This is a genomic window from Aromatoleum toluvorans, assembly GCF_012910905.1.
Classification (GTDB): Bacteria; Pseudomonadota; Gammaproteobacteria; order Burkholderiales; family Rhodocyclaceae; genus Aromatoleum; species Aromatoleum toluvorans.
This window is the reverse complement of the sequence record NZ_WTVN01000032.1, coordinates 38,217-58,149: the sequence shown is the minus strand read 5'-3', so window position 1 is coordinate 58,149 and position 19,933 is coordinate 38,217. Positions and strand designations below refer to the sequence as shown.

Sequence of the window (19,933 nt, the reverse complement as noted above, 5' to 3'; positions counted from 1 at the left end):
GTGCCGAGCACCAGGACGAAGATGAAGGCGAGCACGCCCACGATGGCGCCGAGCACGAGGCTGCCGAGCAACAATTTCGCGAGGAGGCCGAAGACGCCCCCGGTTGCCAGCGCGCCGAGCTTGCGCCCCAGGATCGCGACGAGCATACCGCCGACGATGGGCACGCCGAACATGATGAAGACGGCGATGTCCTGCAAGGAACCGAAGCCGCCCGAGTCACGGGTTTCGGGTTCGGGCAGGGGCAGGTTTTCGCCGCGCACGCGCGCCATCAGCGCCTCCACACCGGCCTCGATGCCGGCCGCAAACCGGCCTTCGCGGAAGGCGGGCGTGATGGCGCGGTCGATGATGTGGAAAGCGGCGAGATCGGGCACGGCCCCTTCCAGCGCACGCGCCACTTCGATACGCACGCGTCGGTCGTTCTTCGCGACGACCAGCAGCAGCCCGTCGCCGACATCCCGCCGGCCGATCTTCCACTCCGCGGCGACGCGATTGGCGAAGGCGGCGATGTCCTCGGGCGCCGTGGTGGGCACGATCAGCACGACCAGCTGGCTGCCGCGCCCGGTTTCGAATGCCGCCAGCTTCTGTTCGAGCGCCTGCCGTTCGCCGGACGAAAGCGTGACCGTCTGGTCGATGACGCGCGCCGTGAGCGGGGGAACCGGGAGCAGTTCCTGCGCCCCGGCAATCCCCGGCCACGCCAGCAGCGCGCAGATGCACAACGCCAGCCGCAGGAGGGATTCGAGCGCGGGCATCGGTCGGTCGCAGGCCGGGAGCAGGGCGGGGATGGTCTCAGTACTTCCCTGCGCCGCCGCCGAAATCGACGGAGGGCGGCCGCGAGATCTCCTGCTCGTTCGCGACCGTGAAGCCCGCCTTGGGCGCGTAACTGAACACCATCGCGGTCAGGTTGGTGGGGAAGCTGCGCGCGAGGATGTTGTACTCCTGCACGGACTTGATGTAGCTGTTGCGCGCGACGGTGATGCGGTTCTCGGTCCCTTCGAGCTGCACGCGCAGATCCTGGAACGCCTGGTTGGCCTTCAGGCTGGGGTAGTTCTCGGCGACGGCGAGCAGGCGCGACAGGGCGCCGCCCAGCTGGCTCTGCGCCTGCTGGAAACGCTCCATCGCCTGGGGGTCGTTGAGCATCGCGGGCGTGACCTGGATCGCGGTCGCCCTGGCACGCGCCTCGATCACCTTCGTGAGCGTTTCCTGCTCGAAGTTCGCTTCGCCCTTGACGGTGGCGACGAGGTTGGGAATGAGGTCGGCGCGGCGTTGGTACTGGTTCAGCACCTCCGCCCAGGCGGCCTTGCTCTGTTCATCGAGCCGCTGGAAGTCGTTGTAGCCGCAACCGCCGAGGCCGATGGCGGCGAGCAGCGCGAGGACTGCCGGAAAGCGGCAAAAAAATGACCAGACCATCATCGCATCCCTCGAACGAGTGGAACCCGCCGGGAGGGCGGGCTCGCGGATGCCATGATGATACCCTATGCCGCAAGGGCCCGCGCAGGCGGCCTGCGGCGGAAGGCGCCGTGGTAGGGACCCGTTTCGCGCCCGGCCCTGCGGTGCGCCGTCACTTCTCCGGCGTGCGGAACCTCTCGTCGGACGGCTCGATGGGGCGGGGCATCACCGTGTCGATCGCGATGATGTTGCTCCCCACCATCCACGGAAACGATGGGACGCGGAAACGCATCGACAGCTTCGTGCCTTCGATGCCCGGCTTGTCGTCGCTGCGGCGGAAGGGGATGACCTTCGACTCGAACTGCGGCATCCAGGACGCACCGTTCTGGCGACGGTCCGCGGATTCGGCATCTCCGGGCTGCAACGCCGACATGTTCGCTTCGCACTGCTGCAGCCACGCGGTCCAGGCGTCCGCCCACAGGTTCAGCCACGGCACGCCCATCATGGCGGCGGCCAGCTCGGTCATCGGCGACGGGGTGGTCTCTTGCGCTTGGGAGGCGCGCTCCTTATGGGGCGCTCTTCGGGACTCTTGCGCCACGGTCTGCTTGGACATGTTCTGCTCCTCTCTCGCGTCGGAAGGGGATCGTTTTCGGTATAGCAGCATCCCCTCTCGTCGCAAGAGGTTTACACCCGGCAGTCCGCCTGCGCAAGCGATCCGTGCACGGCTACTTGGGCTGCGGCACGATGCGCAGGTAGGGTTTCGGTGCCTTCCAGCCGCCCGGGAAGCGCGTCTTCGCCTCTTCGTCGGAGACCGCGGGGACGATGATCACATCCTCGCCCGCCTTCCAGTTCACCGGCGTCGCGACCTTGTGCTTTGCCGTCAGCTGGATCGAGTCGAGCACGCGGAGGACCTCGTCGAAGTTCCGGCCGGTACTCATCGGGTAGGTGAGCATCAGCTTGACCTTCTTGTCGGGGCCGATCACGAAGACCGAGCGCACCGTCAGGTTGTCCTGCGCCGTGCGTTCCTTCGCGCTGCCGCTGGCGTTGGGGTGGATCATGTCGTACAGCTTGGCCACCTTCAGATCCGGGTCGCCGATCAGCGGGTAATTGACCTTGTGGCCCTGTGTTTCCTCGATGTCCTTCGACCAGCGTTCGTGGTCGCCTACGCTGTCCACGCTCAGGCCGATTATCTTGGTGTTGCGTTTGTCGAACTCCTTCTTGAGCCCGGCCATGTAACCGAGTTCGGTGGTGCAGACGGGCGTGAAATCTTTCGGATGCGAGAACAGGATCGCCCAACCATCCCCGATCCATTCATGGAACCGGATCGTTCCCTGGGTCGTTTCGGCCGTGAAGTCCGGTGCGTCGTCGCCTAGCCGCAATGCCATTTCAAACCTCCGTGAATTCCTGGCTCCCTGTCACTCCCGTTGTCTCATGATGCCCACAGTCCTGTAGACACGTAACGTTCGCCGGTATCCGGCAGCACCGTCGCGATGCACCGCACATCGTCCTCGGCCGCCACGCGGCACGCGGCGTAGACCAGGGCCCCGGCCGACGGGCCGACGAACAGGCCCGCCCTGGCGAGCCTGCGGCACATCGGAATCGCATCCTCCATGCGCACCGGCAGGCGGCGGTCGATCAGGCTTTCGTCGAGGATCGCCGGCACCATGTCGCCCGGATGACCGAGGGGCTTGAGACCCTCGATGCCGGGGAATTCGTCCGGAATGGCCGCGACCACCCGCGTTGCCGGGTAGGCCTCCTTCATCCGGCGCCCGACCCCGGTCAGCGTGCCGCCGGTGCCGATGCCCGCGACGAAGACGTCCGGCGGCCGGCCGGTCGTGGCGATGATGCCGCGCAGCAGCTCGACGCCGGTGGTGTCGTAATGCGCGCGCCAGTTTTCCTCGTTCGAGTACTGGTCGCAGTACCAGTAGCGTTCGGGCTGTTCGCTCGCGAGGCGGCGTGCCTCGGCGACGGCGAAGTCGTAACCTTCGAGCGGGTCGGTGAGGATCAGTTCGGCGCCGCTCGCGCGGATGCGGTCCAGCCGTTCGCGGCTGGCATTGCCGGGCACGACCAGCGTTACCGGCACCCCCAGGGCGGCCCCGTACAGCGCATACGAGATCCCGGCGTTGCCCGACGACGAATCGAGCAGCCGCCGTTCGCCGTCGAGGTGGCCGGTCTGCAAGGCCTTCATCAGCATGCGCACGACCGGCCGGTCCTTGATCGATCCGCCGGGATTCACGCCTTCCAGCGTCGCGAACACGCGGCATCCCGCCAGTTCGCAGGCGCTGCCGACCTCGACCAGCGGGACGTGTCCGACGCGGGCGAGCAGGGGGGATTCACGCACGGGGATGGCTGCCATGACCGTCTTCCGTCGCGGCGTCTTCAGGCCGCCGTCGCGCAGAACGCTTCGTAATCGACATAGCCCGGGAACGGGCGTCCTTCCGCGCACACGGCGCAGTCGGGGTTCGCCACCAGGTGGTATTCGTCGAAGCGCGCGTGCAGGGCGTCGTAATGCAGCAGGCGGCCGACCAGCGGGTCGCCCAGGCCCAACAGCAGCTTGACCGTTTCCACCGCCTCGAGCAGTCCGACCACGCCCGGCAACACGCCGAGCACCCCGGCGTCGGCGCACGAGGGCGCGAATTCGGCGGGCGGCGGCTCGGGATATAGGCAGCGGTAGCACGGGCCGCGGCGCTGCGGGCACTGCGGCCAGAACACCGAGACCTGGCCCTCGAAGCGGTACACCGAGCCGTGCACGCAGGGGATCTGCAGATGCACGCAGGCATCGTTGACGAGATAGCGGGTCGGGAAGTTGTCGGAACCGTCGACCACCACGTCGTAGCCGGCGAGGATGCGTTCCACGTTCGCCGAGCTCAGGCGCTCCGCAAAGGTCTCGATCTTCACCGAGGGGTTGAGGCCCTGCAGCGTGCGGCGCGCCGACTCGACCTTGGGCTGGCCGATGCGCTCGTCGTTGTGCAGGACCTGGCGCTGCAGGTTGGAGCGGTCCACGACGTCGTGATCGACGATGCCCAGCGTGCCGACGCCGGCCGCGGCCAGATACAGCCCGGCCGGAGAGCCGAGCCCGCCGGCGCCGATCAGCAGCACGCGGCTGTCGAGCAGGCGCCGCTGGCCGGCTTCGCCGACCTCGGGCATCGTCAGGTGGCGCGCGTAGCGCTCGCGCGCATGCGGATCGAGGCCGCGCGGCGTCTCGAACGGCAGGCCCTCAGCCTTCCAGCGCGAGAAGCCGCCCATGACCGAGGCGACGTTGCGGTAGCCGAGCCGTTGCAGCCCTTCGGCGGCAAACAGCGAGCGCGTTCCGCCCCCGCACATGACGAGGATCGCCCGGTCGGTGTCGGGAATGGCCTCTTCGATGCGCAGTTCGAGAAAGCCGCGACCAAGCCGGAATGCGCCGCGCGGGCTGCCCTGGGCGATCTCGTCCGCCTCGCGCACGTCGATCAGCGCGGCACCCTGCGCCTGCCGCGCGAGCGCTTCGCCCGGGCTGACTTCGGGTACGCTGGCCTTCAGCTCGGCAAGCCGGCGTTCACGCGCGCTGCCGGCGCCGCCCGCCACCGCCGGGACGATCGCGAGCACCGCACCGTCGCGGGGCAGGGGGGCGTCGAGCCCGCCCAGATCGCGCACGTTTTCGGCGCCGAGATAGACGTTCACGAACGGACGCAGGCTGCCATCCGCCGCGCACACCCGCGCCAGCAGGCCCTCGTGGCGGCCGCCCAGCGAGCGGAGCGCTTCGCCGACGGTGGCGGCCTCGATCTCGACTTCGTCGGCCCCGCCGGTATATGGGCGCAGCGGGGTCGGAATGCGAACGATGACCCGGCTCATGACAGCACCTCCTCTTCGCCGAACGCTTCGCCGTCGAGCCGCCACGAACGCAGCTCGGTGGCGACGCCGGCCTTCACGGACACGATCGGATACGACCAGCCGCCCCAGGCGAATTCGCGGTCGGTTGCCGAGGGTCTCGCCGGGTGGTCGGGGTGGGAATGCCACACGCCCACCACCTGCACGCCGCCGGCGGCGGCGGCATATTCGGCGTCGAGGTAATCCTGCGGCTCGATCAGGAAGCGATCGGCGGTGCGGTCCGGATGCACGTTGCGCACGGGATGCACGGCGCACACGGTGATCACGTCGCCGTCCTGCTGTCCCAGCAGCAGCCCGCACACCTCATTCGGGTAGCCCGCCTGCGCAGCCGCGAGGATCGAATCACGCAAGGGGGAGGAAAGCTTCAGCATCGTCATTCGAGCGTCCCCTGCTTTCGGAGGAAGAAACTCCACCTTCTTGGATCGACGGCCGGCCACCGGAGTTCGCAAATCTTCGCTTCTTGAGCCCGGGCGGGCGCGGGCCGCCTGCGTCCCCGGACGTCACGGGGGCGAATCCCGATATAATTGCCGTCCTGTCCCCGACCGTTCCCGCCAGTCCGCCTTGATCGAAAACCGACCCGCCAGACTGCTCGTTGTCGATGACGATCCGGTCACCAGCACGCGCCTCGATGCGTACTTTTCCAACGAGGGTTATGAAGTGCTGGCCGCGACGAACGGGGAGGGGATGTGGCGCATCCTTCACGCGGAGCCCGTCGACGTCGTGCTGCTCGATATCGGGCTGCCGGGCAAGGACGGGCTGGAGCTGGCGCGGGAGCTGCGCGCCCACGACGAGCGCCTCGGGATCATCCTGGTCACGGGACGCAGCGACGACATCGACAAGATCGTGGGGCTGGAGTCGGGCGCCGACGACTACGTGACCAAGCCCTTCAACTCGCGCGAGCTGCTCGCGCGCGTGAAGATCGTGCTGCGCGGCAACCGCAACCGTCCCGCGGCGCAGGAGCGCAACGCCTATCGCTTCGGCCGCTGGACGCTGGAGATCGGCCATCGGCGCCTGGTCGGCAGCGACGGCAGCCGCGAGACGCTGACGCGCGGGGAGTTCGAACTGCTCGCGAGCCTCGTCCGGCGGCCGGGCGTGGTGTTGAGCCGCGACCGGCTGATGCAGGCCATCAGCCACCGCGCATGGGACCCCAACGACCGTACGATCGACGTGCTGATTTCCCGCCTGCGCGAGAAGCTCGAGGATGACCCGAAGAAGCCCGAACTGATCGTGACGGTGCGCGGCGAGGGCTACCTGCTCGCCGCCGAGGTCACCGCGCTGTAGCGCCCCCGGGCGGCCGGCAACCGGCCTCTAACCGTTCAGGCGGCCAGCCAGCCGGGTGCGGCGGATGACGAATTTCTCCAGCTCGGCCACACTGAACACCAGCATGCCGGCCGCCAGTACCTTGCCCCATTCCACCGGCGTCAGGTCGGTCGACCCGAAGATGGCCTGCATGGCCGGCAGGTGGGTGTAGGCGATCTGGAGCGGAACGCACGCGGCGATCGCCAGCAGCACGTAGCGGTTGCCGGTCAGGCCGTCGAGGCTGACGACCGTGGCGAGGATGAAGCGGCTGTTGATCAGGTAGAACATTTCCGCCGCCACCACCGCGTTGACGGCCATCGTGCGCGCCGTCTCGAGGCTCGTCCCGTCGTTCAGCTCCCACAGGAAGAGTCCCAGCGCGCCGGTCATCATCAGCACCGAGACCATCAGCACCCGCCAGACGAAAAAGCCCGACAGCAGCGCCTCGCCTGGCGGCCGCGGCCGGCGGCTCATGATTCCGTGCTCGGCGGGCTCGAAGGCGAGGGCGAGGCCGAGCGTGCTGGACGTGACCATGTTGATCCACAGCACTTGTGCGGGGGTGAGCGGCAGGGCCAGTTCGAACAGGATGGCGGCGATCACGACCAGCGCCTCGCCACCGTTGGTCGGCAGCATGAAGAGGATGAACTTCTTCAGATTGTCGTAGACCGCCCGGCCTTCGCGCACCGCAGCGGCGATGGTGGCGAAGTTGTCGTCGGCCAGCACCATGTCCGCGGCTTCCTTGGCGGCCTCGGTCCCCTTCCTGCCCATCGCGACGCCGACATCGGCGCGCTTCAGGGCGGGAGCGTCGTTCACGCCGTCCCCCGTCATGGCCACCACCTGCCCGTCGTCCTGCAGCGCCTGCACGAGGCGCAGCTTGTGTTCGGGGCTGGCGCGCGCGAACACGTCCACTTCGAGTGCCACGCGGCGCAGGGCGGCATCGTCCATCATCGCCACCTCGGCGCCCGTTATGGCGGGCTTGCCGACGCCGATGGCGAGCTGCGCACCGATGGCGCGCGCCGTTTCGGCGTGATCGCCGGTAATCATCTTGACGCGGATGCCGGCATGGTGGCACTCGCCCACCGCCCGCACCGCCTCTTCGCGCGGCGGGTCGATGATGCCGACCAGGGCGAGCAGCATGTAGCCCGATCTCGTGTCGTCGAAACCCAGGCGGGCTTCCAGCGGGCCGGCACGCTTGCAGGCGAGGGCCAGCATGCGCAGCCCCTGGGCCGCCGTGTCGGTGGCCATGCGCCGCCAGTAATCGACGTCCAGCGGCAGTTCGCCGTCGTGAGCGAGCTGCGAGGCGCACATGTCGAGGATGGCTTCCGGCGCGCCCTTGACGAAGATCCACGGCTCGTCGTCACTGTCGCGGTGATAGGTGGCCATGAAACGGTGCTGCGATTCGAAGGGAATGGCATCCAGCCGCGGCCAGGCTGCGTGGCCTGCGTGCTGGGTGAAACCGCCTTTCGCTCCGAGCACCAGCAGGGCGCCTTCGGTGGGGTCACCCTCCACCCGCCACAGGTCGTCTTCCTCGCACAGGCGGGCATCGTTGCACAGGACGCCGGTGCGGATCGCCATCGCCAGCGCGGGGTAGTGCTCGACGTCGATGATGCGGCCGTCGATGCTCAGGTCGCCCACCGGCGCATAGCCCACGCCGCCGACGTCGAACACGTGTCCGGCACAGACCACGCGCTGGACGGTCATCTCGTTGCGGGTCAGGGTGCCGGTCTTGTCCGAGCAGATCACCGTCACCGAACCCAGCGCCTCCACCGCGGGCAGGCGGCGGACGATGGCATTGCGGCGGGCCATGCGCTGCACGCCCAGCGCCAGCGTGACGGTCATGATCGCCGGCAGCCCTTCGGGGATCGCCGAGGCCGCGAGCGCCACGACCATCATGAACATCTCCGCCGCCGGATGCCCGCGCCACCAGACGCCGAGCATGAAGGTCACGGCCGACATGGCCACGATCGCCAGGGCCAGCACCCGGCCGAAGCGGTCCACCTTGCGCAGCAGGGGGGTCGTCAGGTTGCGGATGTCGGACAGCATCTGGTTGATCCGGCCCAGCTCGGTCGCCGCGCCGGTCGTGACCACGATGCCGGTCGCCTGCCCGTAGACCACTACCGTGCCGGAGTAGGCCATGCCGTAGCGGTCGCCGAGCGGAGCGTCGGCGGACACTGCAGCGTCGGATTTTTCCACCGGGAGCGACTCCCCGGTCAGGGCGGCCTCCTCGATGCGGAGCTCCTTCACCGAGACCAGTCGCAGATCGGCCGGGACGCGGTCACCGGAGGCGAGCACCACCACATCGCCGGGCACCAGATTGGCCGCTTCGATTTCCTGTCGCTGTCCGTCGCGGATCACCGTGGCGTGCTGCGACAGCATCGCGCGGATGGCGTCGAGCGCGGACTGGGCCTTGCCTTCCTGGATGAAACCGATGATTGCGTTGATGACCACGGCCGACATCAGAACGCCCGTGTCGATCCAGTGCCCGAGCAGGGCCGTGATGAGGGCGGCCGCCATCATCACGTACAGCAGGATGTTGTGGAACTGCAGGAGCAGGCGCAGCAGGGGACCGCGCCGCTTGGGCGGGGCCAGCCGGTTCGGACCGTACTGCGCGAGGCGGCGCGCAGCTTCCGCCGCGGTCAGGCCGCTCGTCGGGGATTGCAACGCTTCCGCGACCCGCTCCGCGGGGAGCGTATGCCAATGAAAAGACGGAGGAGTCCCTGTGCGTTCAACGGTCGAGCGGTTTGTCATGAATCTGCTTTGTCGTTGGAATGTGATGCGAGGCCCAACGGAAAGACAAATGAATCCGGGAAAAGGTTCTGCCGGCCTTCCAGCCCGGTCTCAGCGCCGGATTCGTTTCACGGCACCGACGACATCACATTTCATTCGCATGCAGCCATTCCGCCAACGCCTGACACGCGGCGCGGCAGGTTTCATGCAATGTGGCGATGTGCTGTCGGAGTTCGTCCGGCGCGGTGGCGGGGTCGTTCGCAGCGCTTTCAAGTTGCCGCGCCATAGTGATCACCTGCCGCAAGCCGAGATTGCCTGCGGCGCCGCAGAGACGGTGCGCGCGTTTGGCGATCGCGGCGTGGTTGCCGGCCACGAGATGCTCGTCGAATTCGGCCAACGCGCTGTCGGCCTCCGCACGGAACAGATCCCGCAGACGGACGAGCGTTGCGGCACCGAGGCTTTCCAGTTCGCCGACGAGATAGGCTTCGTCGAGCGCCGCGTCGTCGGCGGACGGGGGAGGAGGGGCCTCCACGGCGCCGTGCCCTGCGGTTGCCGCGGCAAGGGCGCGGGCGAGCTCCGCGCGGTCGAAGGGTTTGCCGAGGAAGCCGGCCATGCCGGCGCCCGCGATGCTGTCGAAGGCGTCGCCGGGGAGATGCGCCGACATCGCGACGACCGGCACCGACGCCCAGCGGCCACCGTCCAGCGCGCGGATGTCGCGCGCCACTTCGATACCGGACGCGCCGGGGAGGCTGATGTCCATCAGGACGACATCCAGCGGTGCTTCGCGCCGGCGCAGCAGGGCGAGGGCCTCATCGCCATCTCCGGCGACGAGCGGATGGTGGCCGAGCGATTCGAGATACCGCACGCAGACGATGCGATTGATCTCGTCGTCCTCGACGAGCAGCACGTCGAGCGGCTGCTGCGGCGTGGCGGGAAGGGTTTCGCGTACCTGGCCGGGGAGGGATTCGCCGACCTCGAAGCCGAGTTCGAAACTCACCTGCGTGCCTTCCCCGGGCACGCTTTCGAGCCCGATGCGGCCGTGCATCAGCTCCACCAGCCGCTTGCAGATCGCCAGCCCGAGGCCGGTGCCGCCGGGGCGATGGTGGCTCGCACCCTCGACCTGGACGAAGGGCTTGAACACTTCCGCGCACTGCTCGGGCGGGATGCCGATGCCGGTGTCACTGACCGTGAAGCTCAGCGCGGCGCGCTCGCCCGGCGCGGCCGGGCCGCCGCGCACGGCGACCGTCACCGAGCCTTCGTCGGTGAACTTGATCGCATTGCCGATCACGTTCAGCAGGATCTGGTTGAGCTTGCGGCGGTCGCCGATGATGACGCGGGGCACCTCCGCGGCGATATCGCGGACGAGGGCGATGCCCTTCGCGCGCGCCGCGACGCCCTGCAGCGCCAGCATGTCGTCGATGGCGTCGCGCAGCGCGAAGGGCAGGTGTTCGTGGTCGAACTTGCCCGCTTCCAGACGCGAGAAGCTCAGCATGTCCTCGAGGATTTCGAGCAGGGTCGCGTTGGCGTAGCCGATCATGCGCACGTATTCCTGCTGGCGCGCATCGAGGCCCGTATCGCGCAGCAGCTGCACGCTGCCGTTGACGCCGGAGAGCGGCGTGCGCAGCTCGTGGCTCAGGCTTCCCAGGAACAGGTTCTTGGCGCGGTTGGCTTCCTCGGCCTCGCGCCGCGCGGCCGCGTGCTCGGAGACTTCGCGGGCGAGCAGGGCGTTGCTTTGCTGGAGTTCGGTGGTGCGCGCGGCCACCTGGTCCTCGAGTTCCTGCTGGTGGCGCAGCAGCTCGCATTCCAGTCGCCGGCGTTCGCGGGCGTTGTCGCGGAACTGCTCCAGCGCACGTGCGAGCGGCGTGAGCGGGTCGTTGCCCACGTCGGGAATCGGGATGTCGTAGTCGCCGCTGCCGACCGCGCGCACGGCAGTCTCCATGTCCTTGAGGCGGCCGAGCACGTGAAAGCGGAACAGCACCCACAGCGTCGCCATGAGCGCAAAGAACAGGATCGCGCCGACCGTGAGGAAGCCGACGATGCCGCGCTCGACCGCGCGCCGGGACTCTTCGCCTGCCAGGTCGATGGCGCGTCCCGCGGAGGCGGCGAGCGCACCGGCCTGTTCGCCGAGCTGCGCAGCGAGCGTGCCGCCTTCGTCGCGCAGGCGGCGGAAAGAGACTGCCCGCTCGAGGCGCTGCCCGCGTACGGCGAACAGGCCGTCGACAGCAACGCCACCGGCCAGCGTCTCGTACTCGGCGACGCCGCTCGCCTTGCGGTTGGGATCGATGATGTCCTGCAGGCGGCGATGGAGCACGGCGAGGTTGCCGTCGAACTCGTCGCGCAGGCCCGCGAGCGCGTCCGCGTTTTCCTCGCGCTCGAGGCGTTCGAGCAGGGTCTTGAGCTTGAAGCAGACCATCTGCAGCTCGGCCATCCGCTCCATGCGGTCGAAGTTCACCTCGATGAGGCGGTCGAGCGAGTCGTAGATGCGTTCCCTTGCCCGCCCGGCGCCGATCAGCGGATACAGGCCCGAAATCGTCGCCGTGGTCGCGGTCGAGGCATTCGCCGCGAGGGATTCGGCGAGCATGACCAGCGTGAGCACGGCGCGCTGGTGGGCGGCGAGGAGCGTCCGTTCGCGCTCGCCCAGGGTGATGCGCTGGCGCATGTCGTCGGCCTGGCGGGCGAGGTTCGCCTCGATGGCATCCAGGGTCGCCGCGGCGGCGGTGCCGAGGGCCGGCTCGAAGTGCTGGCGCCCGAGGCGCTGCAACAGGTTCCGCATCTCGGCAAGCTGTTCGCGCGACGCCTGCTGGAGGCGTTCGACGTCGGCGCCGGTCTCGGCGCGGCCGAGCTGTTCGACGAGGGCGCCGACGCGCAGGTTGAGGCGCGTGACGGCCTGCACGGCGTCCATCGCGGGCACCGCGTCGTCGATGATCGCGCGCTGCGTGGCGACGACCTGCTGGAAGCTCAACCATGCGGTCGCGGTCACGACCAGGGTCAGCAGCGCTGCCGCCGCGAGGGCCAGCCGTACCTTGCCGATCAGGCCGAGGCGCGCGTCGAGGCGTGCGAGCCAGGCTTTCATCGCAGCTCCGCGTGTCGAGGCCGCGGCGCGGCGGGCGCGCCGCAAGGCGTGGCGAGAATGACGTTGTCCCCCGTTGGCGGTTGGACTACCATTTTGCGCGCCCTGCACGTGGCCCGGCAACGCCCGGTGGCCTAGCGTGCGGCAAGTCCTTCCGTCGAGAACACATTCATGCGGCGTATCCCCGTCGTCATCGCAGCCGCGCTGCTGGGCCTCAGTGGCGCCGCGCCGCTTCCGGCATCGGCGGCGCGCGAGATCCTGCGCCGCGATCCTTCCGCCGACGACACCCGCCCGGCGGCCGTTGCGCCGTACGTGCCGGCCCGGGCGGCGGCGAAGCGCTGGACGCTGTGCGCCGCCTTTCCGCACATCAAGGATGCCTACTGGCTGGGCGTCAATTTCGGCATGATGGACGAGGCGAGGCGGCTGGGCGTGGAGGTGCGCCTCGTCGAGGCGGGCGGGTATCCGAACCTCGAGATCCAGCGCGAACAGCTCAAGGCCTGCGGCGCGGATCCGGCCGTCGACGCAGTCATCCTCGGCACGGTGTCGTACGACGGCCTCACCGACGTGATCGGCGAGATCGCCCGGCGCATTCCGGTGCTGGCGACGGTCAACGACATCGCCAGCGAGGGGATCTCGGCGAAGGTCGGCGTGTCGTGGTACGAGATGGGGCGCCTCGCCGGCGAGTATCTCGTGCGCCGTCACCCGGGGCACGGCGAAGAAGTGCCCATTGCGTGGTTTCCCGGACCGCAGGGCGCCGGCTGGGTGCCCTTCGTGGACCGCGGATTCCGCGACGCGATTGCCGGCAGCCGGATCGCGATCCGCACCACCGCCTGGGGCGACACCGCCAAGTCGATCCAGCGCAACCTGGTGCAGGGCACGCTCGACAGCCATCCGGAGGTCCGCTACCTGGTCGGCAACGCCCTGATGGCCGAAGCCGCCATCAGCGTGCTGCGCGAACGCGGGCTGCAGGACCGGACGGACATCGTCGCGACCTATTTCACGCCCGCGGTATATCGCGGCATCCTGCGCGGACGCGTGCTCGCCGCGCCGACCGATGCGCCGGTGCTGCAGGGGCGGCTGTCGATCGACCAGGCCGTGGACCTGCTCGAAGGGCGCCCGTTTGCGCGCCACGTCGGTCCGCGCGTGCAGATCGTCGACCACGCGGCGCTGAAACGCATCGAGCTCGGCGATTCCTTGCCGCCGAACACCTTCACGCCGCAGTTCCGCTTTTCACCCGCGTCGACGCACTGAAGCCCGGCTCGTGGCCGGGCTTCGCGCCGGAAGGCCCCGGTCGGGGCGCTCCCGCTTACATCGCTGCAGCGTCTTTCGCGTTCTTCTCGAGGAAGTCCAGCACGATCTTCTTCTGCGCATCGTCGAGGCCGGCGCGCGGGAACATGCTCTGCGTGATGCCGTGCCACTGCTTCTTCGTGTAATCGCCCGGCTCGCGCGGCACATGACACAGCGTGCAGCGCTCGTAGAAGAGCTTCTCGCCCGGCGTCATGCTCGCCATCGTCGCGCCCTTCAGCGCGGAGGCGCGTTCCATGATCTTCATCCCGGCGACGTCGAGCGCGACCTTGCCGGCCTTCTCGACCAGCGGCGGCTCGTAGGCGCGGTTCTCGGACTCCGCATCGGTGCACTTCTTCAGGCTCGCGATGCAGGTGTTCGCGCTCGTCGCCTGGCTGAGTCCGCTGGAGGCGACGCTGGTCGTGATCATGTTGATCGCGCCGCTGTTGCAGCGCCCCTTCGAGTCGAGCTGGATCCAGTTGCCTTCCTCCAGGCTCACGACACCCTTCATGATCTGGTCGGTGACCACCGCGCCGGCGATCAGCGCGCCGCGATCGTTGTAGAGTTCGACGAGGTCGCCGCTCTTGATGCCGTTCGCCTTGGCATCCTCGACGCTGATGCGCACGTGCTGGCGGCCCTTGACGTTCTCGTACTTGCGCACGTCGGCCTGCGCCATCTGCGAATGCACGCGGTTGAAGGGGTGCGGGCTGACGACGTGCACCTGGCCGGGCTTCGCGTTGCCGAGGTATTCCGCGGGTTCGAGGAATTTCGGGATCGGCGGGCAGTCGGGCACGTTGAAGCTCGCGATCTCCGAGCAGTACAGCTCGATCTTGCCGGACTTGGTGTGCAGCGGGCTCTTCTCCGGATCGGTATAGAAGTCGCCGTGGCGCACCCACTTGCGCATCTTCTCCGGCACCTCGATGCGGGTGATGCCTTTCTCCCAGAACTCGTCGAAGGGCACGGGCGGATTCACGCGGTCGTACGACTCGCGCAGGATCTGCGGCACGGTCTTGCCTTCCGAAAACTGGAAGCCGACGCCCATCAGGTCGCCCAGGCGGCGGAAGATCTCGAAGTCGTCGAGGCTCTCGCCGTAGGGCTGGATCACCTGGCGCATCGCGTAGATCTTGTCGTTGCTGTAGGTGCCGCCGGTGCTCATGTCGTCCCGCTCCAGCGCCGAGGTCGCCGGCAGCACGATGTCGGCGAAGCGCGACGACGCGCACCACCACGGGTCCTGGCAGATCACCGTGCGCACCTTCCTGTTCATCGCGCGCAGCAGCTCGTTGGTGTTCTGCTGGTGCGACATGAAGTTGTTGCCGGCGTTGTAGATCAGGTGCACGTCGGGGTAGGTGTGCGTCGCGCCGTCGCGGGTGTATTGCTTGCCCGGGTTCATCAGCATCTCGCTGATGCGCGAGGCGGGGCAGCGCGCCTTGATCGGATTGCGGCCCTGCGACAGGCCGACCGGCATCGGGTGCGTCGATTGCGGCATGCCGCCACCACCGTAGTGCCAGCTGAAGCCCACGCCCTGGCCGGGCTTGCCGATCTTGCCCAGCATCGCGGCGAAGTTGATGATCGCCCAGTGCGTCATCTCGCCGTGATGCGCGCGCTGCAGCGCCCAGGCGCCGGCGAACTGGGTGCGCTTCGTCGCGAAGAGTTCGGCCAGCTCGACGATCTTCTGCGCCGGGATGCCGGTGATCTTCGCCGCCCACTCGGGGGTCTTGGGCGGGGTGCCGTCGGCGTCCTTGCCGAGCAGGTAGGGCAGGAACTTGTCGAAGCCGACCGTGTACTTGTCGAGATAAGCCTTGTCGTACTTGCCCGTCGTATACACGTGGTAGGCCATCGCGAGGAACAGCGCGACGTCGGTGTTCGGGACGATCTTCACCCATTCCGAGCCCATCGCGACGTCGGTCGGCGTGTATTGCGGATTGATCGAGATGAACTTCACGCCGCGCTCCTTGATGAGCTGCCAGCGCGGGAACATCTGGTGGTCGGCGACGGTGTATTCGATGCGGTTGTTCTTGAACGGGTCGCAGCCCACCCACACCATCACCTCGGTGTGCTCGGCCATCACTTCCCATGCCGTCTGCGGCGAATAGACTTCCATGTCGCCGATGATGTGCGGCAGGCTGATCTGCGACGCGCCGCCGGAGTAGTCGCCGGTCGTCACCGAATGCCCGCCGATGAGACCGAAGAGGCGGCCCTGCAGCACCTGCGGGCGCAGCAGGCCGGCATGCGACCAGCCGCCGTAGGAGCTGCTGAAGAGTGCCTCGTTGCCGTGCTGCTCGGCGGTGGTCAGGATCGCGTTGGCGGTGATCGCAAGGATCTCGTCCCAGGTCACGCGCACGAAAGGCTCCTTGCCGCGCAGATGCGGCTTGGTGTCGCCGGTCGGGTTCGCGAGGTAGGACTTGCGCACCATCGGGTACATCACCCGGGTCTTGTGATAAACGCGGCTGATCAGGCCTTCGGTGAGCATCTTCGTCGGCATCGCGTCGATGTCCGCCAGCGGCTGAATGCCGACCAGCACGCCGTTCTTCACGACGGCCTTGAACGGCCCCCAGTGGCTCGCACTCGGGATCACCACCGTGTCGGCGCCGAACACTTCGTTCACACCGAACCACGCCAGCCCGTTCGCCGCGACCGCGGAAGCGACGGAAGCCTTCAGAAACGATCTTCTCGACATGCTCATGATTGCATCTCCATTCAGTGCCGGTTGCTTGATTGCCTTTCCCGATCACCATGCTAGAGAGCGGCGATGAACAGTCCGCGCCGTTTTGTTGCGGCCGTGTGGGGATTTGTTAACCGCTGTTAACAGCGGCCTGCGGGATTAACCCGAAAAGTCCCCCAAACCCCGTCAAACGCCTTTCGATACAAAGAGCTAACCCCTAAGAAGGGCACTACAAAACGCTACCTGCATTCACGTTTCTCGGCGCCGCCGTTCATCCCGGCTCCGCATCATCCGATCCGAACGAGTCCGGAGAAGCCTGCGCGACTCGCGACGATTTGCAACGATGCTCAGGGAGCCAATGATGAAAACGCGTTACTCGAAGATGCTGCTCGCGGGAGCCGCAGTGGTGCTCACCCAGGCTGCGCTCGCCGAAGACAAGCCGGACGTGCTGGGCGGCACGATAGGGGGCTCGGTGAAGTTTGCGACCGACTACGTCTTCCGCGGCGAGTCGGAAACCGTCAACGGCGAGATCCCCGCCGTCCAGGCTTCGCTGACCTGGACGCACGCCAGCGGCGTCTACCTCGGGTATTTCGGCTCGACCAACAAGTTCAAGGGCTCGCCGGACATTTCCGCGGTCGTCGGCCCCTATCTCGGCAAGTACGGCAGCATCGGCGACACCGGCCTCAACTACAACGTGATGGCCTTCGCGTACCAGTATCCGGGCGCCAGCCGGTACAACTACAGCGAGCTGTACATGTACCTCGACCGCAACTTCGGGCCGGTCAACCTCAAGCTCGAAGTAACTCCGACGCTCAACGACTGGTTCGGCGTCGATGGCTGGAAGGGCGTGAACTACGCGATCCACCCGAAAGTCGCGCTCGGCGACGGCTGGGGCCTCGACGGCTCCTTCGGCTACCAGCGGCTTACCGGCCGCGGCGCCGAAGGCTGGCGGCACTGGAACGTCGGCGTGACGAAGTCGATGTGGGGGCTGAATTTCGACCTGCGTTACCACGACACCGACATCGACAGCAGCCACAAGGTCTACGGCAGCCACGACGGCCGCGAGATCTTCAAGCAGCGCTACGTGTTTGCCGTGTCGAAGAGTTTCTGACACGGCAGAAGCGGCGGCCCCGCAGGGCCGCCGCTCGGCCGTCACCGCCGATGCGGATGCGTTACGGTGTCAGCGGGTCGAGGAAGTTCGCATAAGGCGTGTGCGGCGTGCCCAGCGGTTGCACATGGCCCGCCGCGCCAACTGCCGGAATCTCGACCCGGTCCTCAACAGCACACACATCCTGGGTAAACAGGCAGATCGCCGTCGCCACATTGGCCTGGGCCCCGTTGGGGACGCTGAGGCTCGGCCGATCGAAGGGCGCGCGCTCATACCGCACGCGATCGTCGGTGAGCGACGTCAGGAACGCCACGAGATCGTCCTTCTCCTCGTCGGTCAGCCCCAGGGGATGGATGTTGGGATCGAGATTGTCCTGATTTGCCGCGGCAAAGTCGCCGCCCCGATTGTAGAACTCCACCACCTGACGCAGGGTCGCCTGTCCGCCGTTGTGGAAATACGGCGCGGTGAGTTCGACGTTGCGCAGCGAAGGCGTTTTGTGTGCGCCCATCACGGCCACACGTTCCTCGGGACCCAGCGGCGGGGCAAGGAGTCGTGCGGGGGTGCCCGGCGTGACCCGATCGGGCAGCAGGCTAGTCGCGGCCGCAAGCAGGTCCGTCAGTTCCTGTGGCGGGGACTGGACCAAGGCGAGCAGGTCCGCCGCACCCGGCACGCCTGTAGGGCACAGTACCGGGTTGCGCGCGAGGCTGCACGAGGCCCCCACGAGGTCGGGCGTGTCCTGCGTCAGCAAGGTGTTGGCGCGAGCGATCAGCGCCTCGGCCTCAGCCCGGATCGCAGCGTCGTCGGTGAACTGTACCGCCCTGGTCAGCAGCACGGCAGCCTCCTCCGGACGGGCCATGATCTGCGGCACTCCGCACTGCAGATTCGCCTCCGCCATGGAAATTCCCGGGGAGTCGTCCATCGCTTTCCGGACGCAGTTCTGGAAGAAGACGGTGTTCGACAGCGGCAGGTTGTCCGGCCCGATGATGGCGCCGATGCCGACGTCCTCGAGCGTCGGACGCACGCCGATGTTGTAGTGACCGTTGTCGTAGACCGCGACCCCGCCATTGCCCATGATCATGCGCTCGAGGATCTCGAACTTGCGCACGTTGCTGAGGGAAGCGTTGGTGAGCTCCGGGCCGCCGTGGCAGTTGATGCAGCCGCCCTTGGTGAGGAAGGTCTGCAGGCCACGCAGTTGCGCATCCGAGAGCGGCAATGGGTCGAGCGTGCTGGTGCCGACGCCTTCCATGAACCGGTCGAACGGCGAGCGATCCGAGATCAGCAGCCTTTCATAGTCGTTCACAGCCATCCCGAAAAAGAGGCTGAAGTTGTACTCCATGACGGTGAACTGATTCGGCCCCGAGGGCGTGCCGCGCCGCAGGACGGGTGTGCCGCCGGCGAGATCGACGAACCAGCCCCGCACATTCCACCACTGCGGGGCGAACGCTCTCTGGATCAGCGCCGCGTATTTCGGCTTGATGCCCCGGCTTCCGGGAATCGTTTTCTGGTTGCTGTCGGCGCCCAGGATGCTGTCGTCCCTCGCGACAAGCTGGCTACCCAGCGCGACTAGGTCGGGGTTGAGCATCTTCCGGCCCAGCTCGGGGAATCGCCGACCGGCAAAGGACATTTCCAGGTCGCTCAGCGGCGGACCATCCGCCTGCGAGGCGGCAGAGGAATTGGCGATGCGCACCTGAACCAGCGAGGGTGTGCCGGAAGCATCGACCTGTACCACCATCGCGGTCCGATCGAGCGCACCAATCGGATTCACACCGTTGAATTCGTTCCGCGCACGCGAATCCCAGAAATTGCGGTCGTTGAGGACCGCGTTGATGTTCGTCGGCGTATTCCGCGGTTCCACATTGCGTACCAGCCGCCCGCCGATCTGGAATACCGCACCGGGCCCGGTGAGATTGGTCGTCCCGCTGTCGCGCGAGACGGTGGCCGGATTGAAAGCACCGATGGCATTGAAGGTCGCGTTGAATACGCCCTGGGAAGACACGACATCGTTCGTATCGGAAAACACGATCGAGTCGCGGTCATTCACGTCGCCCAGCTTGTGAAGCGGAAAATCATCGGGCTTCAACTGGTAATTCGGGCCGAAGTTGCTCGGGTTGGGGCCCAGGAAGGTCGGCTCCCCGAAGGCGTTGGGGTCGGCTCCCGGTGTCTCGTTGCGGAAGCCGGGGTTCAGCTGATGCAGCGAGCGGTTGTCCGCACCCGCATGGAAATGGCAACTGCCGCAGGCCTGACCGTCGCTGCCCACCTGCTGATCCCAGAACAGGGCCTTGCCCAGCTTGATGAGCATGCCGCGGTTGGCAACGAAGTCCTTCAGGTTCGCGGGACTCGGGACCCCGACGGTTTTCAGCGAATTGGTGGTATGGAGCGCCAGGGTCCGGATCGCGACGGGGTCGGGAGCGATCGGGGTCTGGGCGATGGCGGACTGGTTGAGGGCGACGATCAGCAGGCCTGTACCGGATAACAGCGGCGCGCAGACCCGGTAGACGGGTGACGAGCATTTTTGCGTTTTCATGGTATTTCC

14 protein-coding genes are annotated in these 19,933 nt (G+C 67.4%); 3 read left to right on the top strand and 11 right to left on the bottom strand.

Annotation, left to right across the window (positions count from 1 at the left end; translation table 11 throughout):
• The 7 genes from GPA22_RS17890 to GPA22_RS17860 form a co-directional block, all read right to left on the bottom strand.
• The coding region (locus GPA22_RS17890) for a TPM domain-containing protein (protein ID WP_169257419.1) at window positions 1-749 on the bottom strand (749 nt) is incomplete at its 3' end.
• A gap of 37 nt (window positions 750-786) precedes the next feature.
• A complete protein-coding gene (locus GPA22_RS17885; RefSeq protein WP_169257421.1) occupies window positions 787-1,407 on the bottom strand; it encodes a LemA family protein in 621 nt (206 codons plus the stop codon).
• 151 nt (window positions 1,408-1,558) lie between these two features.
• Window positions 1,559-1,999, bottom strand: coding sequence for a hypothetical protein (locus GPA22_RS17880; protein WP_169257418.1), 441 nt, complete (start codon window positions 1,997-1,999; stop codon window positions 1,559-1,561).
• Window positions 2,000-2,111: 112 nt separating this feature from the next.
• Window positions 2,112-2,771: a peroxiredoxin gene (locus tag GPA22_RS17875; RefSeq protein ID WP_169257417.1), complete on the bottom strand. Its 660-nt coding sequence runs from the start codon at window positions 2,769-2,771 to the stop codon at window positions 2,112-2,114.
• Between the two features lie 44 nt (window positions 2,772-2,815).
• Window positions 2,816-3,742: a PLP-dependent cysteine synthase family protein gene (locus GPA22_RS17870; protein ID WP_169257416.1), complete on the bottom strand. Its 927-nt coding sequence runs from the start codon at window positions 3,740-3,742 to the stop codon at window positions 2,816-2,818.
• Between the two features lie 23 nt (window positions 3,743-3,765).
• Window positions 3,766-5,217, bottom strand: a complete 1,452-nt coding sequence (moeB, locus tag GPA22_RS17865; RefSeq protein ID WP_169257415.1) for a molybdopterin-synthase adenylyltransferase MoeB — start codon at window positions 5,215-5,217, stop codon at window positions 3,766-3,768.
• The gene (locus GPA22_RS17860) at window positions 5,214-5,630 is read right to left on the bottom strand and encodes a M67 family metallopeptidase (RefSeq protein WP_169257414.1); all 417 of its coding nucleotides are present in this window, start codon (window positions 5,628-5,630) and stop codon (window positions 5,214-5,216) included. Before GPA22_RS17860 ends, moeB begins: the two co-directional genes overlap by 4 nt.
• 184 nt (window positions 5,631-5,814) lie before the next feature.
• Here GPA22_RS17860 and GPA22_RS17855 point away from each other — a divergent pair, with 184 nt between their 5' ends.
• On the top strand, window positions 5,815-6,534 hold the full coding sequence (locus tag GPA22_RS17855; RefSeq protein ID WP_169257413.1) for a response regulator: 720 nt from the start codon (window positions 5,815-5,817) through the stop codon (window positions 6,532-6,534).
• A gap of 27 nt (window positions 6,535-6,561) precedes the next feature.
• Here the strand turns inward: GPA22_RS17855 and GPA22_RS17850 are convergent, their stop codons facing one another.
• Together GPA22_RS17850 and GPA22_RS17845 are read right to left on the bottom strand one after the other, a co-directional pair.
• Window positions 6,562-9,297, bottom strand: a complete 2,736-nt coding sequence (locus GPA22_RS17850; RefSeq protein ID WP_169257412.1) for a cation-transporting P-type ATPase — start codon at window positions 9,295-9,297, stop codon at window positions 6,562-6,564.
• Between the two features lie 124 nt (window positions 9,298-9,421).
• Window positions 9,422-12,349, bottom strand: coding sequence for an ATP-binding protein (locus GPA22_RS17845; protein WP_169257411.1), 2,928 nt, complete (start codon window positions 12,347-12,349; stop codon window positions 9,422-9,424).
• Between the two features lie 168 nt (window positions 12,350-12,517).
• Between GPA22_RS17845 and torT the strand changes: the two genes are divergently transcribed.
• Complete coding sequence (gene torT, locus GPA22_RS17840) at window positions 12,518-13,597, top strand: TMAO reductase system periplasmic protein TorT (protein ID WP_169257410.1); 1,080 nt, start codon at window positions 12,518-12,520, stop codon at window positions 13,595-13,597.
• A gap of 55 nt (window positions 13,598-13,652) precedes the next feature.
• Here the strand turns inward: torT and GPA22_RS17835 are convergent, their stop codons facing one another.
• On the bottom strand, window positions 13,653-16,313 hold the full coding sequence (locus tag GPA22_RS17835) for a molybdopterin-dependent oxidoreductase (RefSeq protein ID WP_169257409.1): 2,661 nt from the start codon (window positions 16,311-16,313) through the stop codon (window positions 13,653-13,655).
• A 340-nt stretch (window positions 16,314-16,653) separates the two neighbouring features.
• On the opposite strand from GPA22_RS17835, the gene GPA22_RS17830 reads away from it, so the two are divergent.
• Complete coding sequence (locus tag GPA22_RS17830; protein WP_169257408.1) at window positions 16,654-17,403, top strand: TorF family putative porin; 750 nt, start codon at window positions 16,654-16,656, stop codon at window positions 17,401-17,403.
• Window positions 17,404-17,464: 61 nt separating this feature from the next.
• Here GPA22_RS17830 and GPA22_RS17825 read toward each other — a convergent pair whose 3' ends face one another.
• Complete coding sequence (locus GPA22_RS17825) at window positions 17,465-19,924, bottom strand: cytochrome-c peroxidase (RefSeq protein WP_169257407.1); 2,460 nt, start codon at window positions 19,922-19,924, stop codon at window positions 17,465-17,467.
• Window positions 19,925-19,933 lie beyond the last annotated feature (9 nt).

Bases quoted from the DNA above. Each gene is read 5' to 3' on its own strand.
- GPA22_RS17885 (WP_169257421.1), bottom strand. From the start codon at position 1,407: ATGGTCTGGTCATTTTTTTGCCGCTTTCCGGCAGTCCTCGCGCTGCTC.
- GPA22_RS17880 (WP_169257418.1), bottom strand. From the start codon at position 1,999: ATGTCCAAGCAGACCGTGGCGCAAGAGTCCCGAAGAGCGCCCCATAAG.
- GPA22_RS17875 (WP_169257417.1), bottom strand. From the start codon at position 2,771: ATGGCATTGCGGCTAGGCGACGACGCACCGGACTTCACGGCCGAAACG.
- GPA22_RS17870 (WP_169257416.1), bottom strand. From the start codon at position 3,742: ATGGCAGCCATCCCCGTGCGTGAATCCCCCCTGCTCGCCCGCGTCGGA.
- moeB (WP_169257415.1), bottom strand. From the start codon at position 5,217: ATGAGCCGGGTCATCGTTCGCATTCCGACCCCGCTGCGCCCATATACC.
- GPA22_RS17860 (WP_169257414.1), bottom strand. From the start codon at position 5,630: ATGACGATGCTGAAGCTTTCCTCCCCCTTGCGTGATTCGATCCTCGCG.
- GPA22_RS17850 (WP_169257412.1), bottom strand. From the start codon at position 9,297: ATGACAAACCGCTCGACCGTTGAACGCACAGGGACTCCTCCGTCTTTT.
- GPA22_RS17845 (WP_169257411.1), bottom strand. From the start codon at position 12,349: ATGAAAGCCTGGCTCGCACGCCTCGACGCGCGCCTCGGCCTGATCGGC.
- torT (WP_169257410.1), top strand. From the start codon at position 12,518: ATGCGGCGTATCCCCGTCGTCATCGCAGCCGCGCTGCTGGGCCTCAGT.
- GPA22_RS17835 (WP_169257409.1), bottom strand. From the start codon at position 16,313: ATGAGCATGTCGAGAAGATCGTTTCTGAAGGCTTCCGTCGCTTCCGCG.
- GPA22_RS17830 (WP_169257408.1), top strand. From the start codon at position 16,654: ATGAAAACGCGTTACTCGAAGATGCTGCTCGCGGGAGCCGCAGTGGTG.
- GPA22_RS17825 (WP_169257407.1), bottom strand. From the start codon at position 19,924: ATGAAAACGCAAAAATGCTCGTCACCCGTCTACCGGGTCTGCGCGCCG.